This window comes from Pseudomonas sp. TE31087 (assembly GCF_057284075.1).
This window is the reverse complement of the sequence record NZ_JBXVNN010000001.1, coordinates 594,500-616,455: the sequence shown is the minus strand read 5'-3', so window position 1 is coordinate 616,455 and position 21,956 is coordinate 594,500. Positions and strand designations below refer to the sequence as shown.

Genomic DNA, 21,956 nt, shown 5'->3' with positions numbered 1-21,956 from the left:
TACCCTGCCAAACATGCGGGCGAAAAACCTGTACATGCATACAGATAAAGCTTGCCTGCACGCCCTGGCTTGCGCATCCTAGTGCCCATCTTCCGCGATCAAGCGTTTCGGCCATGCGCCTCTTCCTCTGCGAAAAACCCTCCCAGGCAAAAGACATCGCCAAGGTCCTCGGCGCCCAGCGTCGTGGCGACGGCTGCTGGCAAGGAACCGATGTCTGCGTGACCTGGTGCATCGGCCACCTGCTCGAGACCGCCCCGCCGGACAGCTACGACGAGCGCTACAAGCGCTGGGCCCTCGAGGACCTGCCGATCATCCCGGAGAAGTGGAAGATGACGGTCAAGCCCAAAACCGCCAGCCAGTACAAGGCAGTCAAGCGTCTGCTCGGCGAGGCCCGCGAGCTGGTGATCGCCACCGACGCCGACCGCGAGGGCGAGATGATCGCCCGGGAGCTGGTCGAGCATTGCCGCTACCGGGGGCCGATCCAGCGCCTGTGGTTGTCAGCGCTGGACGATGCCTCGATCCGCAAGGCGCTCGGCCGCCTGCTGCCGGGCCAGGAGACCTTCAGCCTGTACCATTCGGCCCTTGGCCGCTCACGCGCCGACTGGCTGATCGGCATGAACATGAGCCGCCTGTTCACCCTGCTCGGCCGCCAGTCCGGCTACCAGGGCGTGCTGCCGGTGGGACGGGTGCAGACACCGACGCTGCGCCTGGTGGTGGACCGCGACCGCAGCATCGCCGACTTCGTGCCGGTGCCCTTCTGGGCCATCGAGGTGCAGCTGGAAAGCGCCGGCAGCGTGTTCAACGCCCAGTGGCGCGCGCCGGAAGACGCCTGCGACGACCAGGGCCGCTGCCTGAGGCAGGAGCTGGCCCAGCAGGCCGCCGCCGACATGCAGGCGGCCGCCAGCGCCCGGGTGCGCAAGATCGCCACCGAACGCGTGCGCGAGGCGGCGCCACTGCCCTTCGACCTCGGTACCCTGCAGGAGGTGTGCTCGAAGAAACTCGGCCTCGGCGCCCAGGAGACCCTGGACATCGCCCAGGCCCTGTACGAGACCCACAAGCTCATCACCTACCCGCGCAGCGACAGCGGCTACCTGCCCCTCAGCCAGCACGGCGAGGCTGCCGGTATCCTCGCCGCCCTGCAACGGGCCGACAACAGCCTCGCGCCGCTGCGGGCGCACCTGGATCCAGGTCGCCGCTCGCGGGCGTGGAACGACCAGAAGGTCAGCGCCCACCACGGTATCATCCCCACCGCCGCCGCCAGCGACCCGGCGCGCCTGCCGCCCAAGTACAAGGCGGTGTATACCCTGATCCGCGCCCGCTACCTGGCGCAGTTCCTGCCCAACCACGAGTACGACCGCACCCAGGCCGAGTTCGATTGCGCCGGCCATGCGCTGCGGGCGGTGGGCAAGCAGATCGTCGAGCCGGGCTGGCGCCGGGCGCTGCCCGAGGCACTGACCCCGGCCAAGGGCCGCGAGGCGCCACCGGCCCAAGTGCTGCCAGCGCTGCGCGAAGGCCAGGACTGCGCAGTGCGGGACCTGCAACTGAAGGACCTGTGGACCCAGCCACCCAAGCCCTTCACCGAAGGCGACCTGATCAAGGCAATGAAGAACGTCGCCAAACTGGTGGACGACCCTCGGCTGAAACAGAAGCTCAAGGAAACCACCGGCATCGGCACCGAGGCCACCCGCGCCAGCATCATCCAGGGCCTGCTCGACCGTGGCTATCTGGTCAAGAACGGCAAGGCCCTGTCGGCCACGCCCGCCGCCTTCAGCCTGATCGACGCCGTGCCTCGGGCCATCGCCGACCCTGGCACCACGGCGATCTGGGAACAGGCGCTGGACATGGTGCAGAGCGGCGAGATGAGCCTGGACGAGTTCGTCACCCGCCAGTCGGCCTGGATGGGCAAGCTGGTGCAACGCTGCAGCGGCCTGCGCCTGACCATCAGCGGGCCGGCGGCGGGCAAGGCGGCGGCGCCGTGGAAGAAGAAGCGCAAGGGTGCCGCCAAGGGCAAGACAGCAGCCGGCAAGCCCCGACAGCCGCGGCGCAAGGCAGCGACCTAGCGCGCTCCAATCGCGGGGCAAGCCCGCTCCCACGCCTGTTCGTATTCGACGCGTGGGAGCGGGCTTGCCCCGCGATGGCGCCATCTACTGGCGCTATGAAAATCCTCTGCTATTTTTTCATGAAAATAATCAGAAAAAATTTCACGAGGCCCCGGCATGTTCAAGCAATCCGCCCAGCACGTCGCCAGCTACTACGCCCGCACCTACCCCGCCACCATCCCCCTGCGCCCCACCCTGCAGGGCGCCCATGACACCGACATCCTGATCGTCGGTGCCGGTTTCAGCGGCCTGCACACTACCCTGCGCCTGACACTGGCCGGCCAGCACGTGACCCTGCTGGAAGCCAGCCGGGTGGCCTGGGCCGCCTCGGGCCGCAACGGTGGCCAGGCACTGCTGGGCTGGTCGTGCGACATGCCCCCACTTGAGCGAGCCCTGGGCCTGGAGCGCAGCCGACGCCTGTGGGACAGCATGTGCTGGGCCGCCCGCGAGCTGCGCGAACTGCCCCAGCGTCATGGCTTCGATGTCGACTATCACCTGGGCAGCCTGTGGACCGCCGTGCTGCCGCGCCGGGTAAAACTGCTGGAGGAAGCCCAGCGTGAAGCACAGGAGAAATTCGACTACGACTGCCTGCGCCTGATCGGCCACGACGAGCTACCCGAGTGGATCGACAGCCCCCGTTACCAGGCCGCGCTGTACGACCCCAATGGCGCCCACCTCAACCCGTTGAAGCTGGCCCAGGGCCTGGCCGGGGTGATCGAGGCGAACGGCGGGCGGATCTACGAGCAGAGCCAGGTGCTCGACTACCACGAACACGCCGACGGCTTCGTTGCACGCACCGATCAGGGCGAAGTGCGCAGCCGCGTACTGGTGCTGGCCTGCAATGCCTATATCGACCGCCTCGACCGCACGCTCTCGCGCCGGCTACTGCCGGTGGGCTCCTACCAGGTGGCCACGGCCCCCCTGGACGCCGAGTTCGCCGCCTCGCTGCTGCCGCGCAACAGCTGTGTGATCGACAACCAGTTCGTTCCCGACTACTTCCGCCTGACGCCCGACCACCGCCTGCTGTTCGGCGGCGGCTGCACCTACCTGGGCGGCATCCCCAAGGACGTCGCCAGCGCCACCCGGCCCTATCTGGAGCGGGTGTTCCCACAGCTGCGCGGGGTGGCCATCGAACATGCCTGGGGCGGCCACATCGACTGCAGCATCCAGCGCACCCCGGATATCGGCCGTCAGGGCCAACGCTACTGGCTGCAAGGATTCTCCGGCCACGGCGTGCTGCCGACCCTGGCCGGCGCACGCGCCGTCAGTGACGCGATTCTGGGTGACGACGACCTGCTCGCGCTTTATCAGGGCATCGAAAATGGCCGCTTCCCCGGCGGCGACCTGCTGGCCGCGCCGCTGGAAGCGGCCGCCAAGGCCTGGTACAGGATGCGCGACCATGCCTGAGCAGATCGACGACAACCAGGGCCTGGCGCGGCTGGTGCGCGACCTGCGCAAGCACCGCGGGCTGACCCTGGACGAGCTGGCCGGGCGGGTCAAGCGCTCGCTGGGCTTTCTCTCGCAGGTCGAGCGCGGCCTGTCGCGTCCCACGGTGGCCGACCTCACCGCCATCAGCGAGGCGCTGCAGGTTCCCACCACCTACTTCTACCAGGCCGTGCCGCCCCGGGCGCTCGACTGGGTCACCCGCCCCGGCGAGCGGCGTACCCTGTACTACGCCGCCGGGGTCACCGACGTGCTGGTCTCGCCGACCCTCACCGGCCGCTTCGCCATGCTCGAAAGCCACCTGGCGCCCGGCGCCAGCAGCGGCGAAGGGCATCTGGACGACAGCTCGGAACAGGGTGGCTTCGTCCTCGAGGGCGAGCTGACCCTGTGGCTCGAAGGCCAGGATGACGCTATTACCCTGCACCCCAACGACAGCTTCCAGCTGCCGCCCCACAGCCAGTTCCGCTACGCCAACCTGACCGCCCGAACGACCCGGGTTCTCTGGGTCTTCCGTTGAGAGCATGCCAATGACAAGTACAACAGGCTTCCCCGATCTGCTCAGCGAAGTACGCGCCTTCCGCGCCCGACACCCGCAGGTGCGCTACGTCGACCTGATCAGCCTGGACATCCCCGGGCACTTCTACGGTAAGCGCTACCCCATCGACATGCTGGAGAAGGTGGCCGCGGGCAGCCCGCTCAAGCTGCCGCAGAACTGCGTGCTGCTCGGCGTGCAGGGTGGGCTGTTCCCCATCGGCGACTACTGCTTCAACGACGGCGACCCGGACGCCCCGCGCCGCCTGGTACCCGGTACGCTGAAACCGGTGAGCTGGGAGCGTGAGCCGCTGGGGCAGATGTTGATCACCTCGGACGGTACCGCGGCGCCTATCGAATTCGAGCCCCGCGAGGTGCTGGCCCGTGTCCTGCAACGCCTGGAGCGCCGGGGCATCCGCCCGGTGGTGGCGTTCGAACTGGAGTTCTACCTGTTCGACCGGGCGCTGAAAGAGGGCCTGCCGCAGTTCCCCCGCGACCCGGCCAGTGGCGATGCCGACGACCAGCCGAACATGCATATCGAGCGCCTGTCACGCTTTTCCGATGTGCTGCGCGAAATGGTCGAGACCGCCAACGCCCAGGGAGTGGACGCCAATGTCATCACCGCCGAGCTGGGCCCTGGCCAGTTCGAGATCAATTTCGGCCACTGCGACGACGGCCTGCGCGCCGCCGACTGGGCGGCGCTGTTCTGCCGCAGCACCCGTGGCGTGGCGCTCAAGCATGGGCTGCGTGCCTCGTTCATGAGCAAACCCTACCTGCACGCGCCGGGCAGCGGCATGCATGTGCATGTCAGCCTCTACGACCCGGCCGGCAACAACCTGCTCGCCGCCGACGCCCAGCGCCCGCTGCGCCACGCCGTGGCCGGCTGCCTGGCGCTGCTGCCGCACTGCATGCCGGTGTTCGCCGCCAACCACAACGCGTTTCGCCGCTACGGCGCCATGGTCAATGCCGCCAGCCGTGCGAGCTGGGGCTTCGAGGACCGCGACGCGTGCATCCGCATTCCAGAGTCGGATCCGCGCAACCTGCGGATCGAGCACCGGCTGGCCGGGGCGGATGCCAATCCGTATCTGGTACTGGCGGCGATCCTCTGCGGGATGGAGCATGGGCTGGACACCGCGCAGGAGCCGATTGCACCGCTGAACGAGGATCGTGGCAGCGGGATCGACTTTCCCAAGGACATGCTCGGCGCGGTGGCGGCGATGCGCGGGCATCCGGCCGTCAACGAAGGGTTGGGTGCGGAATTCGTGATGGTCTATTGCGAGAACAAGCGCCAGGACCATCTGGCGTTCCTGCAGGAGGTCAGTGCGCGGGAATATCGCTGGTTCCTGTGACATCCATCGCGGGGCAAGCCCGCTCCCACGCAACGATCCCGAACTGGCGTGGGAGCGGGCTTGCCCCGCGATGAGGCCGGCACTGGCAACCCCTACCGTCCGGGATTACCATGTGCCCCCTCTAGCGCGGCCTTTTGCCGCACCCACCCCCTCGCCAGCCAAACTCCATGCCCTTCGAACTCACCGTAGAACCGCTCACCCTGCTGATCCTCGCCCTGGTCGCCTTCGTCGCTGGCTTCATCGACGCCATTGCCGGCGGCGGTGGCCTGCTGACCACTCCCGCGCTGCTCACCGCCGGCATGCCGCCGCACCTGGTGCTGGGCACCAACAAGCTCAGCTCGACCTTCGGCGCCGCCACCGCCAGCATCACCTATTATCGGCGCAAGCTGTTCCATCCGGCGCAGTGGCGCCTGGCGATCGTCGGCACCTTGGTGGGCGCGCTGATCGGCGCGGTGGTGGCCCACTACATGCCCGCCGAATGGCTGAACAAGATGTTGCCGGTGATCGTCTTCGCCTGTGGCGTCTACCTGCTGTTCGGTGGTACGCCCAAGGCGCCTCTGGACGCCGAGGCGCCGATCAGGAAGAAGTGGCAGTTCCCGCAAGGTTTCACCCTGGGCTTCTATGACGGCGTCGCCGGGCCGGGCACCGGTGCCTTCTGGACCGTTAGCACATTGCTGCTCTACCCGATCGACCTGGTTCGCGCCAGTGGCGTGGCGCGCAGCATGAACTTTGTCAGCAATATCGCGGCGCTTACGGTGTTCATCATTTCCGGGCAGGTGGATTACATCGTTGGGCTGTGCATGGGGGTGTCGGTGATGGTCGGGGCGTTCTTTGGGGCGCGTACGGCGATCAGCGGGGGGAGCAAGTTTATTCGGCCGGTGTTTATTGCCGTGGTGTTGGCGTTGACTGTGCGGTTGGCTTGGCAGCATTGGTTTGGGTAGGGGTCGGGCTTGGGCTTGGACTCTGGTGAGCGTTTTGATTTTTTTAAGCACATTCGTAGAAGATATCGACATTTAGTCACCTTTCCGCCTTTACGGCGGCCTACTTTTCTCTTGGGAAAAGTAGGCAAAACCGTTCCGCTCCGTTCATCCGGCCCCTACGCTGCGCTCCGGGGTCCCCTCGCTCCGTTCTTGCTCCCGGGAGGACCGCGCTGAACGCCCCATCCTGGGGCGCAGCGCTTGACGGCCATCCATGGCCGTCACCTCCCTTCGCAAGAACTCCGCTCGGCCTCCTGAAGTCGCAATTGGTGTTGCCTGGACTATCGCGCGCTTAGAAGCAAGAGCAAGAGCAAGAGCAAGAGGCGCGAAGTTAGTTGTTTTACCATTAGTTATGTATTGGCTGTTCCGGCCCTTTCGCGGGGCAAGCCCGCTCCTACAGGGTTATATATAGCGGCGACTATTGCGTGGGAGCGGGCTTGCCCCGCGATGTGATCGAGAGATTAATTAAGCTCCCACTAGCGACAGCTGCGCCAGTCCAGGCGCCGCCCGTAACTTCGCGACTTCAGGAGGCCGAACGCAGGACTTGCGGAGGGGAGGTGACGGGCATGGATGCCCGTCAAGCGCTGGGGCCCAGGATGGGCCCTGCAGCGCGGTCCTCCCGGGAGCAAGGCCGGAGTGAGGGAACCCGGAGCGAAGCGTAGGGCCGGATGAATGGAGCGAGGCGGCTTTGGTTACTTTGGCCGCGGACGGCGAGTTAAGACCAAAGTAACCCGCCGTAAGGGCGGAAAGGTGAATAAGCGTCAACATCACAAATGAATGCGCATACAACTTCCAAAACCAACCAACCAACCAACCCAACTAAAACCAACTCAGACAGGCAAAACCGGCTCAGACAACCCCAACCGCCGAGTAACATACAAATCAATCAGATACCGAGCAATCGACCGCCCCGCCGGCAAAGGCGGCAACTCATGCACATTGAACCACCGCGCATCCTCGATCTCATCCGCCTGCATGACAATCTCCCCCCCAGCGTACTCGGCATGAAACCCCAGCATCATCGAATGCGGAAACGGCCAGCACTGGCTGCCAACGTACTGGATGTTCCTGACCTCGACCGCCACCTCTTCACGCACCTCGCGCACCAGGCAATCCTCGGCCGACTCCCCAGGCTCGGCGAAACCCGCCAGGGTGCTGTAGACCCCGGTGACAAAGCGCGGCGAACGGGCCAAAAGCACCTCATCACCGCGAGTAATCAGCACGATCATGCTCGGAGAAATCCGCGGATAGCTGCGCAAGTCGCACGGCTGGCAGTACATCGCCCGCTCCCAGCGAATCTGCGTCATGGCCTGCCCGCAACTGCCGCAGAAACGGTGCTCGCGAGCCCAGGTACCGATTTGCGCGGCGTACCCGAGTACCTTGTAGGTGTCGAAGTCGCCCTCAAGCATGAACCGGCGCAGCCCCTGCCAGTGACACCCCGGCACTTCACCGGCACCACGCAGCTCCAGCAGGAACACCGGCTGGCCATCAAAATGGCCGATACCATGCTCGCACAGCACATCAAGGTCCTGGCGCTTGAGCCAGTCGCGGGGAAACAGCGCGCCGTTGGCGTCCACCAGGAACCCCTCCGGGCTGCGGGCGACGGCCAGCCCCCCGGTGATCTGCGGGTCGAGTACTGCGGTTGTCCAGCGTGCTGACATGGTTCGGGTCCCTTGATGGCGCCCGCCACTGTCCAGTCAGTCGGCGAACGTCGGTTGCTGTTTGCTCATGTGCGCGGCCATGGCCACGCGCAGGTCCTCGGACTGCAGCATGGCCGCGTTCCAGGTGGCGATGTACTCCAGGCCATCGTCGATGCGATGGTCGCGCATGTAGCTGATCATCTCCTTGGTGCCGGCCACGGCGATCGGCGATTTTGCGGCAATCTCGCGGGCGATGGCAAAGACCCCGTCGAGCAGTGCCGCCTGGTCATCATAGACGCGGTTGACCAGGCCGATGCGCAGCGCCTCCTGGGCATCGACCCGGCGGCCGGTGTAGGCCAGCTCGCGCATGATGCCGTCGCCAATGATACGCGGCAAACGTTGCAGGGTGCCGACATCGGCGGCCATGCCCATGTCGATCTCCTTGATCGAGAACTGCGCGTCAGCGGCGCAGTAGCGCATGTCGCAGGCCGAGACCATATCGATGGCGCCGCCGATGCAGTAGCCCTGGATCGCCGCCAGCACTGGCTTGCGGCAGTTGTCCACGGCGTTGAACGAGCCTTGCAGGCGCAGGATGGTGCGGCGCATCACCCGGGCGTTGCGTCCGACATCCTTGCCCAGTTGCTGCGCCAGGGTGGCCAGCATCGTCAGGTCGATGCCGGAAGAGAAGTGCTTGCCGGCGCCACTGATGACCACCACGCGCACCGCGTCGGTGTCGTCGATCCACTGGAAGATCTCGACCAGCTCTTCCCAGAAGGCGGCGTTCATCGCGTTGATCTTGTCCGGGCGATTGATCTGCACGTGGGCGATGTTGTCGGTCAGTTCGACCTTGAACGCGGTGTATTCGGTCACGAGCGGCACTCCTGTGGGAAAAGGATTCACAACGCCGGATCTTAGCGCACCCGCAAGGCTGCACATGTGCCAAAAGCCGGACTGGATGACTTGCACCCCGAGGCGCGATGCGGCACCTTGCGCCACTGCTGAATCAAAAGGATACAAATTCATGTCCCGTTCCCTGACCGGCGCCCTCGCCCACGGCTTCCTGGGCCAGTCGCCGCGTTGGTACAAGGCCGTCATCTGCCTGTTCCTGGTCCTCAACCCGTTGCTGCTGGCGACCCTTGGCCCGGTGGTCACCGGCTGGGTGCTGGTGATCCAGTTCATCTTCACCTTGGGGATGGCGCTCAAGTGCTACCCGCTGATGCCCGGCGGCCTGCTGCTGGTCGAGGCGCTGCTGCTGCGCATGACCACGCCCGAGGCCCTGTACGAAGAGCTGCAGCACAACTTCCCGGTGATCCTGCTGCTGATGTTCATGGTCGCCGGCATTCACCTCATGAAGGAGCTGCTGCTGTATCTATTCTCGCGGATCCTGCTGGGGGTGCGCTCCAAGGCGATACTTAGCCTGCTGTTCTGCGTGCTCTCGGCGTTTCTCTCGGCGTTCCTCGACGCTCTGACCGTGACCGCGGTGATCATCAGCGCTGCGGTGGGCTTCTATGCCGTCTACCACCGGGTCGCCTCGGGCACCAACCCACGGGAGGAGTCGGCGCTGGACAGCGATCACCAGGTCGAACAACTGCACCGTGACGACCTCGACCAATTCCGCGCCTTCCTGCGCAGCCTGCTGATGCATGGTGCGGTGGGCACGGCGCTGGGCGGCGTGTGCACCCTGGTGGGCGAGCCGCAGAACCTGCTGATCGGTCATGAGATGGGTTGGCACTTCGCCGACTTCTTCCTCAAGGTCGCGCCGGTGTCGATGCCGGTGCTGGCGGCGGGCCTGGTGACCTGTGTGCTGCTGGAGAAGCTGCGCCTGTTCGGCTACGGCACGCTGATGCCCGAACGCGTGCGCCAGGTGCTGGCCGCCTACGCCGCCGAGGACGACGCCGCGCGTACCCCGGCCCAGCGCGTCGCCCTGGTGGTGCAAGGCCTGGCCGCATTGATCCTGATCGTCTGCCTGGGCCTGCACATTGCCGAGGTCGGCCTGATCGGCCTGATGGTCATCGTGCTGATCACCGCCTTCACCGGCATCACCGACGAGCACCGCCTGGGCCGCGCGTTCCAGGACGCCATGCCGTTCACCGCGCTGCTGGTGGTGTTCTTCGCCGTGGTCGCGGTGATCCACCAGCAGCAGCTGTTCAGCCCGCTGATCGCCTGGGTGCTGGCCCTGCCCAGCGAGCAGCAGCCGGGCATGCTGTACCTGGCCAACGGCCTGCTGTCGGCGATCAGCGACAACGTGTTCGTCGCCACCATCTACATCACCGAGGTCAAGCAGGCGTTCGTCAATGGCGCGATGAGCCGCGAGCACTTCGAGACCCTGGCGGTGGCGATCAACACCGGCACCAACCTGCCCAGCGTAGCCACGCCCAATGGCCAGGCGGCGTTCCTGTTCCTGCTGACCTCGGCGATCGCGCCGCTGGTGCGGCTGTCCTATGGACGCATGGTGTGGATGGCCTTGCCCTACACCGTGGTCATGGGTGGCCTGGGCTGGTGGGCGGTGACCTACTGGCTGTAGTAGCCGCTCCTATGGAACTGAACATAACTCATTGATTTAGCAGGACCCTGTGGGAGCGGCTTTAGCCGCGAAGAATCCAACACCGTGCCTGGCACCGGTTGCGCCGGTGTTCGCGGGTGAACCCGCTCCCACAGGGCGCGCGGGCTACCCGCGAACTCAGTTCCCTGCGCGACAGCGCAGCCCCAAAGGGCTGGGAGATCTCCTACAGACGAACGCATATCCCGCCCCTGCTTTCTCTCCTCCCGTGCACCTACCCGTCGAACCCTGACTATCGTTCAGCACTGCTGTCGATTCTCGCCAACCCCGTTCGACTATCCAGCACACCCACCCGAGGAGACTCATCCCATGCGCAAGCTCATCGTCGCCGCCTTCATCACCCTCGATGGCGTCATGCAGGCCCCTGGCGGTCCGCAGGAGGACACCAGCGGCGGCTTCACCCATGGCGGCTGGATCCCGCCATTGGCGGACGAGGCCTTCGGCCAGGCCATGCAGACCTTGTTCAGCCAACCGTTCGAACTGCTGCTGGGGCGGCGCACCTATGACATCTTCGCCGGGTTCTGGCCAGAAGTCGGGCCCGATGCGCCGGATCGTCCATTGGCCGACCTGTTCAATGGCGTGGCCAAGCATGTCGCCACCCACCGCCCCGAATCCATCGACTGGCAAAACAGCCACCCGTTGGGCGCCGATGTGACGGGGGCAGTACGCACGCTCAAGCAACAGACCGGCCCGGCGCTGCTGACCCAGGGCAGCGGTGAACTGGTACGCCAGCTGCTGGCGGCCGGGCTGGTGGACGAGCTGCGCCTGTTGATCCATCCCTTGCTGCTGGGACGCGGCAAGCGCCTGTTCGGTGACGATGCACAGGCCGCAGCCTTCAAGCTGGTGGAATCGAGCAGCACGCCCAATGGGGTACTGCTGGCGCATTACGTGCGTAGCGGCGAGGTGCAGACGGGATCGTTCTGAACCCGGTCAGTCGAGCAGGCGGGCGAAGCCATGATGCCGTAGCCGAGCAGGGCCGGGGCATCGCCCGCAGGATGCTCGAACACCTCGAAGGCATCGCCCGGGCCGAGGGCCTGGAAACGGTCCATCTGGATGCCACCCTCAACGCCGCCGCGTTCTATCGCAACTGCGGCTACGTCGGCGACGCGTTATCGACCTACCAGTCGCCCTTTGGCCTCGAACTGTCCTGCATCCCCATGCGCAAGGCCATGGCCCGGGTATAAGATCAGAGCCCCCTGCCCCGGAGACCCGTCCCATGCTGCCCACCGCCTCCTCCCAGCACAGTGCCCGCCGCGTTCGCCTGCAGGCCTTGCGCGGACGGGTCGGCCTGGGGCTGGTGGCCGGACTGTCGGTGCTGGCCGGCATGACCGATGCCATCGGCCTGCTGGCGCTGGGCGACTTCGTCTCGTTCATGAGCGGCAACACCACGCGCCTGGCGGTGGCCATCAGCCAGGCGGACCTGGCGCTGATCCTGCGTCTAGCCCTGGCGATCCTCGGTTTCGTGCTGGGCAACACCCTGGGCGTCCTGCTGGCCCGGCGCCTGCGCCGGCGCGCCGCGCCCTTGCTGCTGATCGTCGCCACCCTGCTGGCCTTCGCCGCAGCCTGGCCGGCGTCGATCACCTTCCCCGCGCTGATCGCGGCCACCCTGGCCATGGGCATGCTCAATGCTGTGGTCGAACAAGTGAACGGCCTGCCGATCGGCCTGACCTACGTCACCGGCGCGCTGTCGCGCTTCGGCCGTGGCCTGGGACGTTGGCTGCTGGGTGAGCGGCGCGATGGCTGGCGAGTGCAACTGGTACCCTGGAGCGGCATGTTGCTGGGTGCCGCGCTCGGCGCCTGGCTGCAGCAACGGCTTGGCTTGCAGGCGTTGACGGCCAGTTGCGGTTTGGCCTGCCTGCTGGCGCTGGTGACGGTGTTCATTCCACGTGCCTGGCAACTGGGTTACATGCCGCGCTGAACGCATCGCCAACCCGACATCCATATAGATGCATACGACAACAGAAAATATTTTTCTGAATATGTATCCTTTACACTTGCTTTACATTTGCGAACCATTACCATTCGCGACCTCACAACAACAAATGAGTCGCATTCGATGGCCAAGAAGTCCGTTGCCCCAGTGTCCCTGTCGATGCTGGGCCTGCTGGTCACCCCTGCCCTTCATGCTGAAAATAAGGATCCGCTCGCCCTGCCGGCGACCTCGGTGACCAGCGCCTACGAGCAGCAGAGCTACAAGGCCAGTGAGAGCAAGAGTGCGTTGAAGATCGACGCCCCGCTGCGCGACATCCCGCAGACCGTCAACGTGGTGCCCGAGAGCGTGATCAAGGACCAGGGCGCCCAATCCATGGAAGACGTACTCAAAAACGTGCCCGGAGTTGGCCTGTCCAACGGCGATGGCCAGCGCGACCAGGTGACCATCCGCGGTTTCAGCGCCATTGGCGACATGTACATCGACGGTGTGCGCGACGACGCCCTGTACTTCCGAGACCTCTCCAACATCGAGCGGGTCGAGGTCATCAAGGGGCCGGCCGCCGTGCTCTATGGCCGTGGTTCATCGGGAGGCCTGATCAACAGCATCAGCAAGAAGCCTGGCTTCGCACCGAAGCAGGAAGTCGGCGTGAGCTTCGACAGCGAAGGCAAGCGCCGCACCCAGTTCGACAGCGGCAGGGCCGACCCGCAGGGCAATCAGGCATATCGTGTCACCGGCGCCTTCGAAGACAGCGACACTTTCCGCGACGACGGTTACATCGACCGCAAGGCCATTGCGCCGTCGGCCTACTTCAAGCTGTCCGACGACCTGGAACTGAACCTCGGCGCCACCTACCTGTACGACAAGCGCCTGATCGACTTCGGCATCCCCGCGCTGGGCAACCGTCCGGTAGACGTCAGCCGCGACAAGCGTTTCGGTTCGGGCAACGCGTCCCAGGACTATGCACGCAGCGAAGTGTTCTCGTTTACCGCCAGCCTGGACTACCGCATCAACGACGCGCTCACCCTGACCAACACCAGCCGCTACTACCGCTACGACCTGGACCGCAACAACACCCTGGCCGACAGCAGCCCGACACGCTTCGTCACCGCGCCCGACGGTGAACTGCTGGTCAAGCTCAATCGCGGCAACGTGGCCCGCGACGAGTCCGGGGTGTTCAACCAGACCGAGCTCAAGCAGCAGGCGCAACTGGCCGGCATGCAGCACAACCTGCTGTATGGCGTGGAGGTGGGTTTCCAGGACAAATACCAGCGTGTCTACAGCCAGAACAACGTCGCCCGCGTGCCGGTGTACCGCGACGCCCTGGTGGCAGTGCCGGAACACGCCGCCAACCTGTCCTCCGAAGGTACCAACTACCAGCAGACCAGCGGCTTCTACGTGCAGGACCTGATCGAACTGACCTCGCAGTGGAAGGCGCTGCTGGGCGTGCGCTACGACATCTTCGGCCAGGAGTACAACGACGCCCGGGTGCAGAACGTCGACCTCGACCGCACCGACAAGACCTGGAGCCCACGCGCAGGCCTGGTCTACCAGCCTGACCAGGTGCAGTCCTACTACGTGTCGGTCAGCCGCAGCTACCAGCCTTCGGGCGAGGTGTTCGCGGTATCGCCGACCAATGCCGGCCTGGAACCAGAGGAGACCACCAACTACGAGATGGGCGCCAAGTGGGACCTGCTCGACAGTCGCCTTTCGCTGACCGCTGCGGTGTTCCGCCTCGAACGCACCAACATGAAGACCGCCGACCCGAGCAATCCCAACCTCACCATCCTGGCCGGTGAACAACGCACCGACGGCTTCGAGGCCACCCTCAGCGGCCAGTTGAGCGACAAGTGGCAGATCTATGCCGGCTACGCCTATCTGGATGCCGAGATCACCAAGTCCAACAGCAAGACCAACGGCGTCGCCAACGAAGGCCAGGTGCCCACCCTGACACCACGCAACAGCGCCAACGTCTGGCTGGTGCGCACCCTCACCCCCGAATGGCGCGTGGCCGCCGGCGCCAACTACGTCGACGAGCGCTACACCGCGCTGGACAACAACGTGGTGATGCCCGGCTACACCACCTTCGATGCCGCGTTGTTGTACAGCGTGCAGCACTGGGATGCGGCATTGCGCCTGAAGAACGCCTTCGACCGCGACTACTACGCCTCTGCCCATGGTTCAGTGGACCTGATTACCCCGGGTGCGCCACGAACCCTTGAGGCCAGTGTCAATTACCGGTTCTGACCTGCCGACTGTAGGAACGGGTTTGTTCTGCGAACACCAGCCTTTACTGGGTTGGCCTCATCGCGGGTCAAGCCCGCTCCTACAGGGTATGCGTGTGCTTCGATAGTCACTATCGAGCGCAGCAATTTCCAAAGCATCGACGTGGCCAATAACCTGAGCTCATCGATTCGACACCCTCGAATCCCAGGCTCACGGAACCGCCCCGATGAACACCACCGCCCGCCTCCTCCTCGCCGCCCTGGCTATCGCCGTGCTGAGCGGCTGTGCCAGTCATCCCGAGCTGCGCCCCTATACCGCCGAGGAAGCCCGCCAGCTGCAACTCGAAGCGTTGCAGCGTCAGGGCCTGAGCCTGGAGGAGTACGAGCAGCGCAAATTGGCTGTGTCGCGCGCCGGCCGCCCGCAGGTGGTGACCGACGCCGCCAGGGCCAAGACCGCGATCAGCGGTTGACCTCGACCTCCTCCAGGAACGCCAGCAGGTGCTCATTGAACGACACCGGCGCTTCCTCCATGACGAAGTGCCCACAACCCGGCAGGATCACGCCGCGCACCGAGTCGGCGTGCCCCTGCATCGTCAGCAGCGGCGCATCGCCCGTGGCATGCTCGGCACCGATCGCCAGCACCGGCATGGGCAGCGGCGTCCTGGCGCGTTCGAGGTTCTGCCGGATGGTCTCGGGTATCGCCCGGTAATAGGCGAAGCCCGCCCGCATTCCGCCCGGTGACGCGTAGGCACGGATGTACACATCCGCCGCCACCGCGTGCCGGCGCACCGCCCAGCGATCGAACATGAAGTTGAGGTAACCCTCCTCCCGTCCGGCGATCAGGAATTCCGGCAAATCGCGCACCTGGTTGAACAGAAAATGCCAGAGGAAGATGTTCTCCTGCGGCGCCACGAAAATCGGCGGCGCCTCGGCGAGCCCGGGAATCACCGCCTCGGCCACCGTCAACGAACGGACCGCCTGCGGCAGGTCGCTGGCCATGGCATAGGCCACCCACATCCCCACGTCGTGGCCGACCAGGTGGTAGCGCTCATGCCCCAGTCGGGTCATGGCGGCGTGCAGCACGCGGGCGACGTTGCCGGTGTCGTAGCCCTGCTCGGGACGATCCGAATCCCCCAGGCCCGGCGGATCGATGGCGATGGCGCGAAAGCCGCGCGCGGCCAGGATCGGCAGGACATGGCGCCAGGCGTACCAGGTCTGCGGCCAGCCCGGCAGCAACAGCACCGGCTCGCCCGCACCGGCCACGACACAGTGCAGACGCTGGCCCTGTACCTGCACATAGACATGCTCGAAGGCATCGCCCAAGGACTCGACGGACAGGCTCATACCCGTACCTCCTTGTCGATACCCAGCATGCGCTGGACCTGCCGGGCGTCGATCGGCGCGCCAGCAAAGTCGTCGAACACCTGGTCGGTGACCTGGATGATATGGCGGTTGATGAATTCGACGCCTTCACGGGCGCCGTCCTCCTGGTTCTTCAGGCAGCATTCCCACTCCAGGGTTGCCCAGCCGTCGAAGTCGTATTGCGCCAACTTGGAGAAAATCGCCTTGAAATCCACCTGGCCATCGCCCAGCGAGCGGAAGCGCCCGGCACGTTCGGTCCAATCGCTGTAGCCGCCGTACACGCCCTGCCGACCGCTCGGATTGAACTCGGCGTCCTTGACGTGAAACATGCGGATCAACGGGTGGTAGAGGTCCAGGTAGGCCAGGTAGTCGAGCTGCTGCAGGACGAAATGGCTGGGGTCGAAGAGGATGCGGCAGCGCGGGTGTTCGCCCACCAGGGCATGGAAACGCTCGAAGCTGGTGCCGTCGTGCAGGTCCTCGGCCGGGTGGATCTCGAAGCACAGGTTGACGCCCTGCTCGTCGCAGCAGTCGAGGATCGGCCGCCAGCGCCGCGCCAGCTCCTCGAAAGCGGCCTCGACCAGGCCCTGGGGGCGCTGCGGGAACGGGAACAGGTAGGGCCAGGCCAGCGCGCCGGAGAACGTGCCCATGTCGTCCAGGCCCAGGTTGCGGCTGGCCCGCGCCGCCAGTTTCATCTGCTCGATCGCCCAGGCGGTGCGTTCCGCTGGGTGCCCGGCCAACGCGGCCGGGGCAAAGGCGTCGCACATCGGGTCGTAGGCCGGGTGCACGGCGACCAGTTGGCCGATCAGGTGGGTGGTCAGCTCGCTGACCTGCAAGCCGCGCTCGGCCAGCCGGCCCTTGATCTCATCGCAATAGCCCGTGCTCTGCGCGGCCAGTTCCAGATCGAACAGCCGGGCATCCCAGGCCGGCACCTGCAAGCCCTTGAAGCCAAGCCCCGCGGCCCAGTCGGCAATGCTGTCCAGGCTGTCGAACGGCGGTTTGTCACTGCTGAACTGCGCGAGGTGCAGGCTCGGTCCCTTGAGTGTTCGCATGATGTCATCCTATTGTTTGTTGATCGACAAACAATAGGATCGAACGACGCTGCCCGTCAATCGCAAATTGGCTAGAATGCGCGTTTTGCGTATTCAGGCAGGCGAGCGATGGCAGGGCGACCTCGGGAATTCGACAAGCAACAGGCGCTGCGCAAGGCGATGCGGCTGTTCTGGGAACATGGCTACGAAGGCACCTCGATGTTGGCCCTGGTGTCCGCGCTGGGCATCGCCTCCGCACGCATCTACGCGGCCTTCGGCAGCAAGCAGCAACTGTTCGAGGAGGCCGTGGCTTTGTACGAGTCAGCCGAGGGCGGCTTCGCCGACCGCGCCCTGGCCCTGCCGGACATCCACCAGGCCCTGGCGCGGATGTTCGAGGACGCCATCAGCACCTACACCCGCGCCGACGAGCCCAGGGGCTGCCTGGTGGTCAGCGCCGCCAGCGGCGTGGCGCCGGACAACCTGGCCGTCCAGCAGTGGTTGTCCGGGCACCGCCGGCAACGCACCGAGTCGATCGTCGAGCGCCTGCGTCTGGCCCGTGAACAAGGGCAACTGCCGGCCGACACGCAGGTCGAGGCACTCGGCCACCTCTATGCCACCTTCCTCCACGGCATTTCCGTGCAGGCCCGCGACGGCGTGCCTGCGCACGATCTACGCGAGGCAAGCCGCCAGGCCTTGACCCTGCTGCCGACCAGCCAGGGTTCACACGTCTCCCTGTAGGAGCGGCCTTGTGTCGCGAAAGGGCTGCGTAGCGGCCCCAGGATTTCAGCTTCGCAACCGAAATTGCCGGGGCCGCGTTGCGGCCCTTTCGCGACACAAGGCCGCTCCTACAGGGATCGCGTGAGGCCGTTTACCTCGGGCACGGCAAAGCTGTTAGCCTTGCCCTGTTCAGGTCACCACGGACAGCCCATGGCCAACCACAAGATCGAGATCCGCCGGCGCAATGTCGAGAAGATCCTGCAAGCCGCCGAGCAGGTGTTCGCCGACAAGGGCTACGGCGCCACTTCCATGGGCGATATCGCCGAGCTGGCGCAACTGCCGCGCTCCAATCTGCACTACTACTTCAGCACCAAGGACGAGCTGTACCGCGCCGTGCTGCAGGACCTGCTGGATGTATGGAAGCAGGACGCCCTGTGCTTCGAGCACTTCGACGACCCGCGGGTGGTGTTGACCAGCTACATCCGCGCCAAGATGGGACACTCGCGCTCAAGGCCGTTGGGCTCGAAGATCTGGGCCGAGGAGATGCTCCATGGCGCCCCGCTGCTCGGCGCCAGCCTGGACGACATCCTGGTGCCCTGGGCGCAGCTCAAGGAGGCGAAGATCCGCAGTTGGGTCGCGGACCGGCGCATCCTGCCAGTGGAGCCGTCGGCGCTGCTGTACATGATCTGGGCCGCGACCCAGCACTACGCCGACTTCGGTTACCAGGTCAACCTGCTCAATGGCGGCGAGCCGCTGTCCGACCTGGCGTTCGAGCAAGCGGTGCAGACCGTCACCGGCGTCATCCTGCGCGGTATCGGCCTGGAGCCTTAGCGCCCCAGGTGCTCACACAGGAAGTCGATGAACACCCGGGTCTTGTGCGGCACATGGTTGCCGTTGGGGTAGACCACGCTGATCGGCTGCGCCGGCAGACTGTAGTCCGGCAACACCCGCCGCAACTTGCCGGCGACCAGATCCTCCTCGACCAGCCAGGCAGGCAGCACCGCCACTCCCAGCGCGGCGCAGGCCATCGCGCGGATGGCGTGGGACGCATTGGACTGGTAGGCCGCCCTGCCCACCACGCTCGCGCTGCTCGACTTCAGCGGCGAGCGGATGCAGCAGGCCAGCGTGCTGTGGAACCTCAATCGGCAAATGGCTTTCAGCGTTGGGGCCGCCTTGCTGCTGATGATCTTCAACCTGTTGCGGGTGGGCCTGGACGCGTCCGCAGCCTATCACCTGACCTTTACCCTGGCCGCGCTGCTGGGGTTGGCGCCACTGCTATCACTGAACACACTACCCAAGGAGAACCACGCCCATGCCTGAACACGCGATTGCCCGCGCCGAACGCAGCATTCATCACGTCCACGAACTGATCCAGATGGTCTTCACTCGCCCGGTGGCCGAATCCCAGTCGGTGCTCGGTGGGCTGATGGCGGTGTTCGCCGATGATTTCAGCATGGTTGCCACGACAGGCACGCAGGTCACTCGCCAGCAGGTCGAGCAGCTGTTCAAGGGGGCCGCCGGGACCAGGCCAGGCCTGCAGATCACCGTCAGCGATGTGCAAGTGGTGTGGCAGGCCGGGTTGAATGTGGCGGTGCGCTACAAGGAAACCCACCGTTCGCAGGGCATGGCGCAGGCGCGCTGGTCGCTGGCTTTGCTCGAATGCGGCGACCGCGGGGTGGTGTGGCGCTGCCTGCATGAAACCGCGATTGCCTAGGCGACTGCGCGTCTGCAGCCCCGGCCAATCAATCAGACATGGCTTGTTCTACAGCGCCATGGGTGCGCTCGAACTGCAACGGCGTCACCGTCACGTGACCTCGTGCCAGTTCCGCCATTTCGCTGCCGGGCTCATCCTCGGTGCGGTGATTGTTCAGCTGCAACCAGTGGTACTCGAAGTGTCGCGGGTCGACCTCGGTACGCACCGAGACACTGTTCAACGGCCCGACACCCTGGCGCGTCACCTTCAACGGCCGGACAGCCTCCAGGGCACAATCAGGGAAGTTGACGTTGAGGCAGGCATCGGCCGGCCATGGCATGTCCAGCACACCGAGAATCACCTCGGGCGCCAGGTTCAGGCCGATGTCCCAGGGCACTGCGTCGCGGTCGCCATAGGCCTGGCTCAAGGCGATCGAACGTACCCCCAGCAGCAGCCCGGTCATCGCCGCGCCGACCGTTCCGGAGAATACGGTTTCAGTGCCCAGGTTCGCCCCACGGTTGATACCGGATAACACAAGGTCGGGCCTGGCATCCTTGAGCAGATGCCCCAGCGCCAGCGCCACACAGTCACCCGGCGTGCCGGTGACGGCGAAGCGCCGCTCGCCATGGCTGCTCACCCGCAGCGGGGCGTGCAGGCTCAGCGAATGGGAAGTGCCGCTCTGGTCGCGGTGCGGCGCCACCACCCACACCTCCCTGGCCAGCCTGGCCGCCACCTGTTCCAGCACGGCCAGGCCGGGCGCGTCGATGCCATCGTCGTTGGTCAACAGAATGCGTTCGAATCGATAGGTCATGGTTCATCCTGTGAAGTTGCCGGTCAAAGGTGCCCCGGCAACGATAGCTCAGACATGCTCCTCCACACGCCCGATCGTGTGCACGCCCTGCTTCCAGTCGAGCCCATCGGCGCAGCTGGCGGCGTGGCGACCATTGATGTCCAACGCGGAGGTGAAGAAGAACTGGCCAACCGTCAGCTCGCCCACCGCATGAATCTGCCGGTTGCTGCCGGCCCGCCCCTGCACGCGATAGCTCGTCGGATCGATGCAGATCCCCCCCTGCGGGTGGCGGGTGACCGTGCCGTTTTCCAGCAGCGTGGCGAGCAACGGCGAGTCGAGCAGGTCGGCGTCGCGCGGAGAGCCGATGGCATGGATCAGCCGGTCGTAGACATGGCGCCAGCCGCTGCCCTGCAGGACCACCCCGTCGCCGCCCTGCTGCGGCGCGGTGAATGGCCCGGCGACGAACTCCAGTTGGCCACTGCGCAGGTAGCTGAGGATCTTGCGCGCATTCTGCGCCGGGATGGAAACCCGATAGGCCATGAAGAAGCTGAAGTACTCGCGCAGGAAACGCGCCTGCGCGGCATCGTCCAGTGCTTGCCAGATGTCCTCGACGAACCCATTGGTGGCATAGAGGATCGCCTGCCAGGTCCGCGGTGAGCGGGCATGCTCGAGTTCAGCCTCGATGAAACCGGCGATGTCGGCCGGTGGCGCGGGCATGGGGATCACCGCGCTGGCCTTGACCGGGTCCTGGAAGGCCAGCTCCTTGCGGAACAGGCCGACCAGGTCGCTGATCTGCAGGCGGCCGTTCTGCGCCACCAGCGCATGGAGGCCTTCGCGGGTGAGGTAGCGCAGCGTGACCGGCTCCTGGGTACCCCGCACCACGGGAAAGTAGCCACTGCGCGAATGCATGCGGATGGGGCCTCTATGCCCCCGCTCGATCAGGGCTATGACGGTGTCGATGGCGCTCAGCCGTGCGCCGACCACCGCCACCCGCTCGTGGGGCGCCACCACGCGCAGCAGGCGGGAAACCGGATACGGCGTATCCAGCACCCGCGGGTCGCCGGACGGCTCCGGCTTCTTGCCCAACGGTCCGCAACACAGCACGACCTTGCCGGTCGGCAGGCTGAGGCCGCAGCGGGTGCGCAGGGTTTCCACGCCATCGATCAGGTCGATGGCGCAGACCTCCGCGTGCAATTGCACCAACTGGCAACCCAGGGTCGCGCCGCGCAGCACGATCTGCTTGAGCTGATGCTGCAGGTAGATGCCGAACAGGGCCCGAGGCGCGAAACCGTCCGCCTCGGGACGAAAATCGGGGTACGCGCGGCGCCAGGCCTGCGGGCTCTGCTGCAACCACTGCAGGAAATGCCCGGGCAGATGCGGGTATGGCGTAATGAGGCCGGTCCTGGTGTTGAGCAGGTTGCTCTCCAGGTCGGCCTCGTAGGCCGCGCCGCGCCCGAAATCATCCCGCTTCTCGAACAGGTGGATGACGCCGGCCGGCGCGCTGCCGGCGGCCACGCGGTCCAGATGGCGTTGCAGGAAGGCGATGGCCGTCGCGCCGCAGCCGACGATTGCAAAGGTGTTTTTCATCAACGTGCGTCCCTCTCCAGTAATG

General features: G+C 65.7%; 22 protein-coding genes. 15 read left to right on the top strand and 7 right to left on the bottom strand.

The features are described from left to right. The first annotated feature begins 113 nt into the window (after positions 1–113). From ACZ899_RS02800 to ACZ899_RS02780, 5 genes are all read left to right on the top strand, one after another. Positions 114–2,060: a DNA topoisomerase III gene (locus ACZ899_RS02800; RefSeq protein WP_234560767.1), complete on the top strand. Its 1,947-nt coding sequence runs from the start codon at positions 114–116 to the stop codon at positions 2,058–2,060. A 156-nt stretch (positions 2,061–2,216) separates the two neighbouring features. Further along, positions 2,217–3,506, top strand: a complete 1,290-nt coding sequence (locus tag ACZ899_RS02795; RefSeq protein ID WP_234560768.1) for an NAD(P)/FAD-dependent oxidoreductase — start codon at positions 2,217–2,219, stop codon at positions 3,504–3,506. Next, positions 3,499–4,059 carry a helix-turn-helix domain-containing protein gene (locus ACZ899_RS02790; RefSeq protein ID WP_232855656.1) on the top strand — a complete coding sequence of 187 codons (561 nt, stop codon included), beginning with the start codon at positions 3,499–3,501 and terminating at the stop codon, positions 4,057–4,059. The genes ACZ899_RS02795 and ACZ899_RS02790 overlap by 8 nt, the downstream gene beginning before the upstream one ends. A gap of 10 nt (positions 4,060–4,069) precedes the next feature. After that, a complete protein-coding gene (locus tag ACZ899_RS02785) occupies positions 4,070–5,422 on the top strand; it encodes a glutamine synthetase family protein (protein WP_232855657.1) in 1,353 nt (450 codons plus the stop codon). A 167-nt stretch (positions 5,423–5,589) separates the two neighbouring features. Beyond that, on the top strand, positions 5,590–6,363 hold the full coding sequence (locus ACZ899_RS02780; RefSeq protein ID WP_203652198.1) for a TSUP family transporter: 774 nt from the start codon (positions 5,590–5,592) through the stop codon (positions 6,361–6,363). Positions 6,364–7,229: 866 nt separating this feature from the next. Here ACZ899_RS02780 and nudC read toward each other — a convergent pair. Further along, entirely contained in the window at positions 7,230–8,060 is an 831-nt protein-coding gene (nudC, locus tag ACZ899_RS02775) for an NAD(+) diphosphatase (RefSeq protein WP_234562850.1), read from the bottom strand. A gap of 36 nt (positions 8,061–8,096) precedes the next feature. Next, entirely contained in the window at positions 8,097–8,909 is an 813-nt protein-coding gene (locus tag ACZ899_RS02770) for a crotonase/enoyl-CoA hydratase family protein (RefSeq protein ID WP_028692407.1), read from the bottom strand. Between the two features lie 151 nt (positions 8,910–9,060). Between ACZ899_RS02770 and nhaB the strand changes: the two genes are divergently transcribed. From nhaB to ACZ899_RS02740, 6 genes are all read left to right on the top strand, one after another. Continuing rightward, on the top strand, positions 9,061–10,563 hold the full coding sequence (gene nhaB / locus ACZ899_RS02765) for a sodium/proton antiporter NhaB (protein WP_234562851.1): 1,503 nt from the start codon (positions 9,061–9,063) through the stop codon (positions 10,561–10,563). 345 nt (positions 10,564–10,908) lie between these two features. Next, on the top strand, positions 10,909–11,523 hold the full coding sequence (locus ACZ899_RS02760) for a dihydrofolate reductase family protein (protein ID WP_234562852.1): 615 nt from the start codon (positions 10,909–10,911) through the stop codon (positions 11,521–11,523). Next, complete coding sequence (locus tag ACZ899_RS02755) at positions 11,514–11,783, top strand: GNAT family N-acetyltransferase (protein WP_485628009.1); 270 nt, start codon at positions 11,514–11,516, stop codon at positions 11,781–11,783. The genes ACZ899_RS02760 and ACZ899_RS02755 overlap by 10 nt, the downstream gene beginning before the upstream one ends. A gap of 32 nt (positions 11,784–11,815) precedes the next feature. Then, positions 11,816–12,517: a YoaK family protein gene (locus ACZ899_RS02750; protein WP_186715123.1), complete on the top strand. Its 702-nt coding sequence runs from the start codon at positions 11,816–11,818 to the stop codon at positions 12,515–12,517. A gap of 138 nt (positions 12,518–12,655) precedes the next feature. Next, on the top strand, positions 12,656–14,776 hold the full coding sequence (locus ACZ899_RS02745) for a TonB-dependent receptor (protein WP_234562854.1): 2,121 nt from the start codon (positions 12,656–12,658) through the stop codon (positions 14,774–14,776). 205 nt (positions 14,777–14,981) lie between these two features. Continuing rightward, complete coding sequence (locus ACZ899_RS02740) at positions 14,982–15,224, top strand: hypothetical protein (protein ID WP_234562855.1); 243 nt, start codon at positions 14,982–14,984, stop codon at positions 15,222–15,224. Here the strand turns inward: ACZ899_RS02740 and ACZ899_RS02735 are convergent. Together ACZ899_RS02735 and ACZ899_RS02730 are read right to left on the bottom strand one after the other, a co-directional pair. Further along, on the bottom strand, positions 15,214–16,098 hold the full coding sequence (locus ACZ899_RS02735; protein ID WP_234562856.1) for an alpha/beta fold hydrolase: 885 nt from the start codon (positions 16,096–16,098) through the stop codon (positions 15,214–15,216). The two genes, ACZ899_RS02740 and ACZ899_RS02735, sit on opposite strands and share 11 nt — an antisense overlap. Further along, positions 16,095–17,165: a sugar phosphate isomerase/epimerase family protein gene (locus ACZ899_RS02730; RefSeq protein WP_234562857.1), complete on the bottom strand. Its 1,071-nt coding sequence runs from the start codon at positions 17,163–17,165 to the stop codon at positions 16,095–16,097. The genes ACZ899_RS02735 and ACZ899_RS02730 overlap by 4 nt, the downstream gene beginning before the upstream one ends. 108 nt (positions 17,166–17,273) lie before the next feature. Between ACZ899_RS02730 and ACZ899_RS02725 the strand changes: the two genes are divergently transcribed. Then, the gene (locus ACZ899_RS02725; RefSeq protein ID WP_234562858.1) at positions 17,274–17,882 is read left to right on the top strand and encodes a TetR/AcrR family transcriptional regulator; all 609 of its coding nucleotides are present in this window, start codon (positions 17,274–17,276) and stop codon (positions 17,880–17,882) included. Positions 17,883–18,071: 189 nt separating this feature from the next. Further along, positions 18,072–18,692: a TetR/AcrR family transcriptional regulator gene (locus tag ACZ899_RS02720; protein WP_203652183.1), complete on the top strand. Its 621-nt coding sequence runs from the start codon at positions 18,072–18,074 to the stop codon at positions 18,690–18,692. Here the strand turns inward: ACZ899_RS02720 and ACZ899_RS02715 are convergent. Continuing rightward, positions 18,689–19,003, bottom strand: coding sequence for a LysR substrate-binding domain-containing protein (locus ACZ899_RS02715; protein ID WP_234562859.1), 315 nt, complete (start codon positions 19,001–19,003; stop codon positions 18,689–18,691). The two genes, ACZ899_RS02720 and ACZ899_RS02715, sit on opposite strands and share 4 nt — an antisense overlap. 7 nt (positions 19,004–19,010) lie before the next feature. Between ACZ899_RS02715 and ACZ899_RS02710 the strand changes: the two genes are divergently transcribed. Both ACZ899_RS02710 and ACZ899_RS02705 read left to right on the top strand, forming a co-directional pair. Next, on the top strand, positions 19,011–19,181 hold the full coding sequence (locus ACZ899_RS02710; RefSeq protein ID WP_234562860.1) for a hypothetical protein: 171 nt from the start codon (positions 19,011–19,013) through the stop codon (positions 19,179–19,181). Continuing rightward, a complete protein-coding gene (locus tag ACZ899_RS02705) occupies positions 19,174–19,575 on the top strand; it encodes a DUF4440 domain-containing protein (RefSeq protein WP_232857468.1) in 402 nt (133 codons plus the stop codon). Before ACZ899_RS02710 ends, ACZ899_RS02705 begins: the two co-directional genes overlap by 8 nt. Positions 19,576–19,603: 28 nt before the next feature. On the opposite strand, the gene surE is transcribed toward ACZ899_RS02705, so the two are convergent. Both surE and ACZ899_RS02695 read right to left on the bottom strand, forming a co-directional pair. Further along, entirely contained in the window at positions 19,604–20,365 is a 762-nt protein-coding gene (surE, locus tag ACZ899_RS02700; protein WP_203652177.1) for a 5'/3'-nucleotidase SurE, read from the bottom strand. 48 nt (positions 20,366–20,413) lie between these two features. Next, the gene (locus ACZ899_RS02695; protein ID WP_234562861.1) at positions 20,414–21,931 is read right to left on the bottom strand and encodes an FAD/NAD(P)-binding protein; all 1,518 of its coding nucleotides are present in this window, start codon (positions 21,929–21,931) and stop codon (positions 20,414–20,416) included. Between the last annotated feature and the right edge of the window lie 25 nt (positions 21,932–21,956).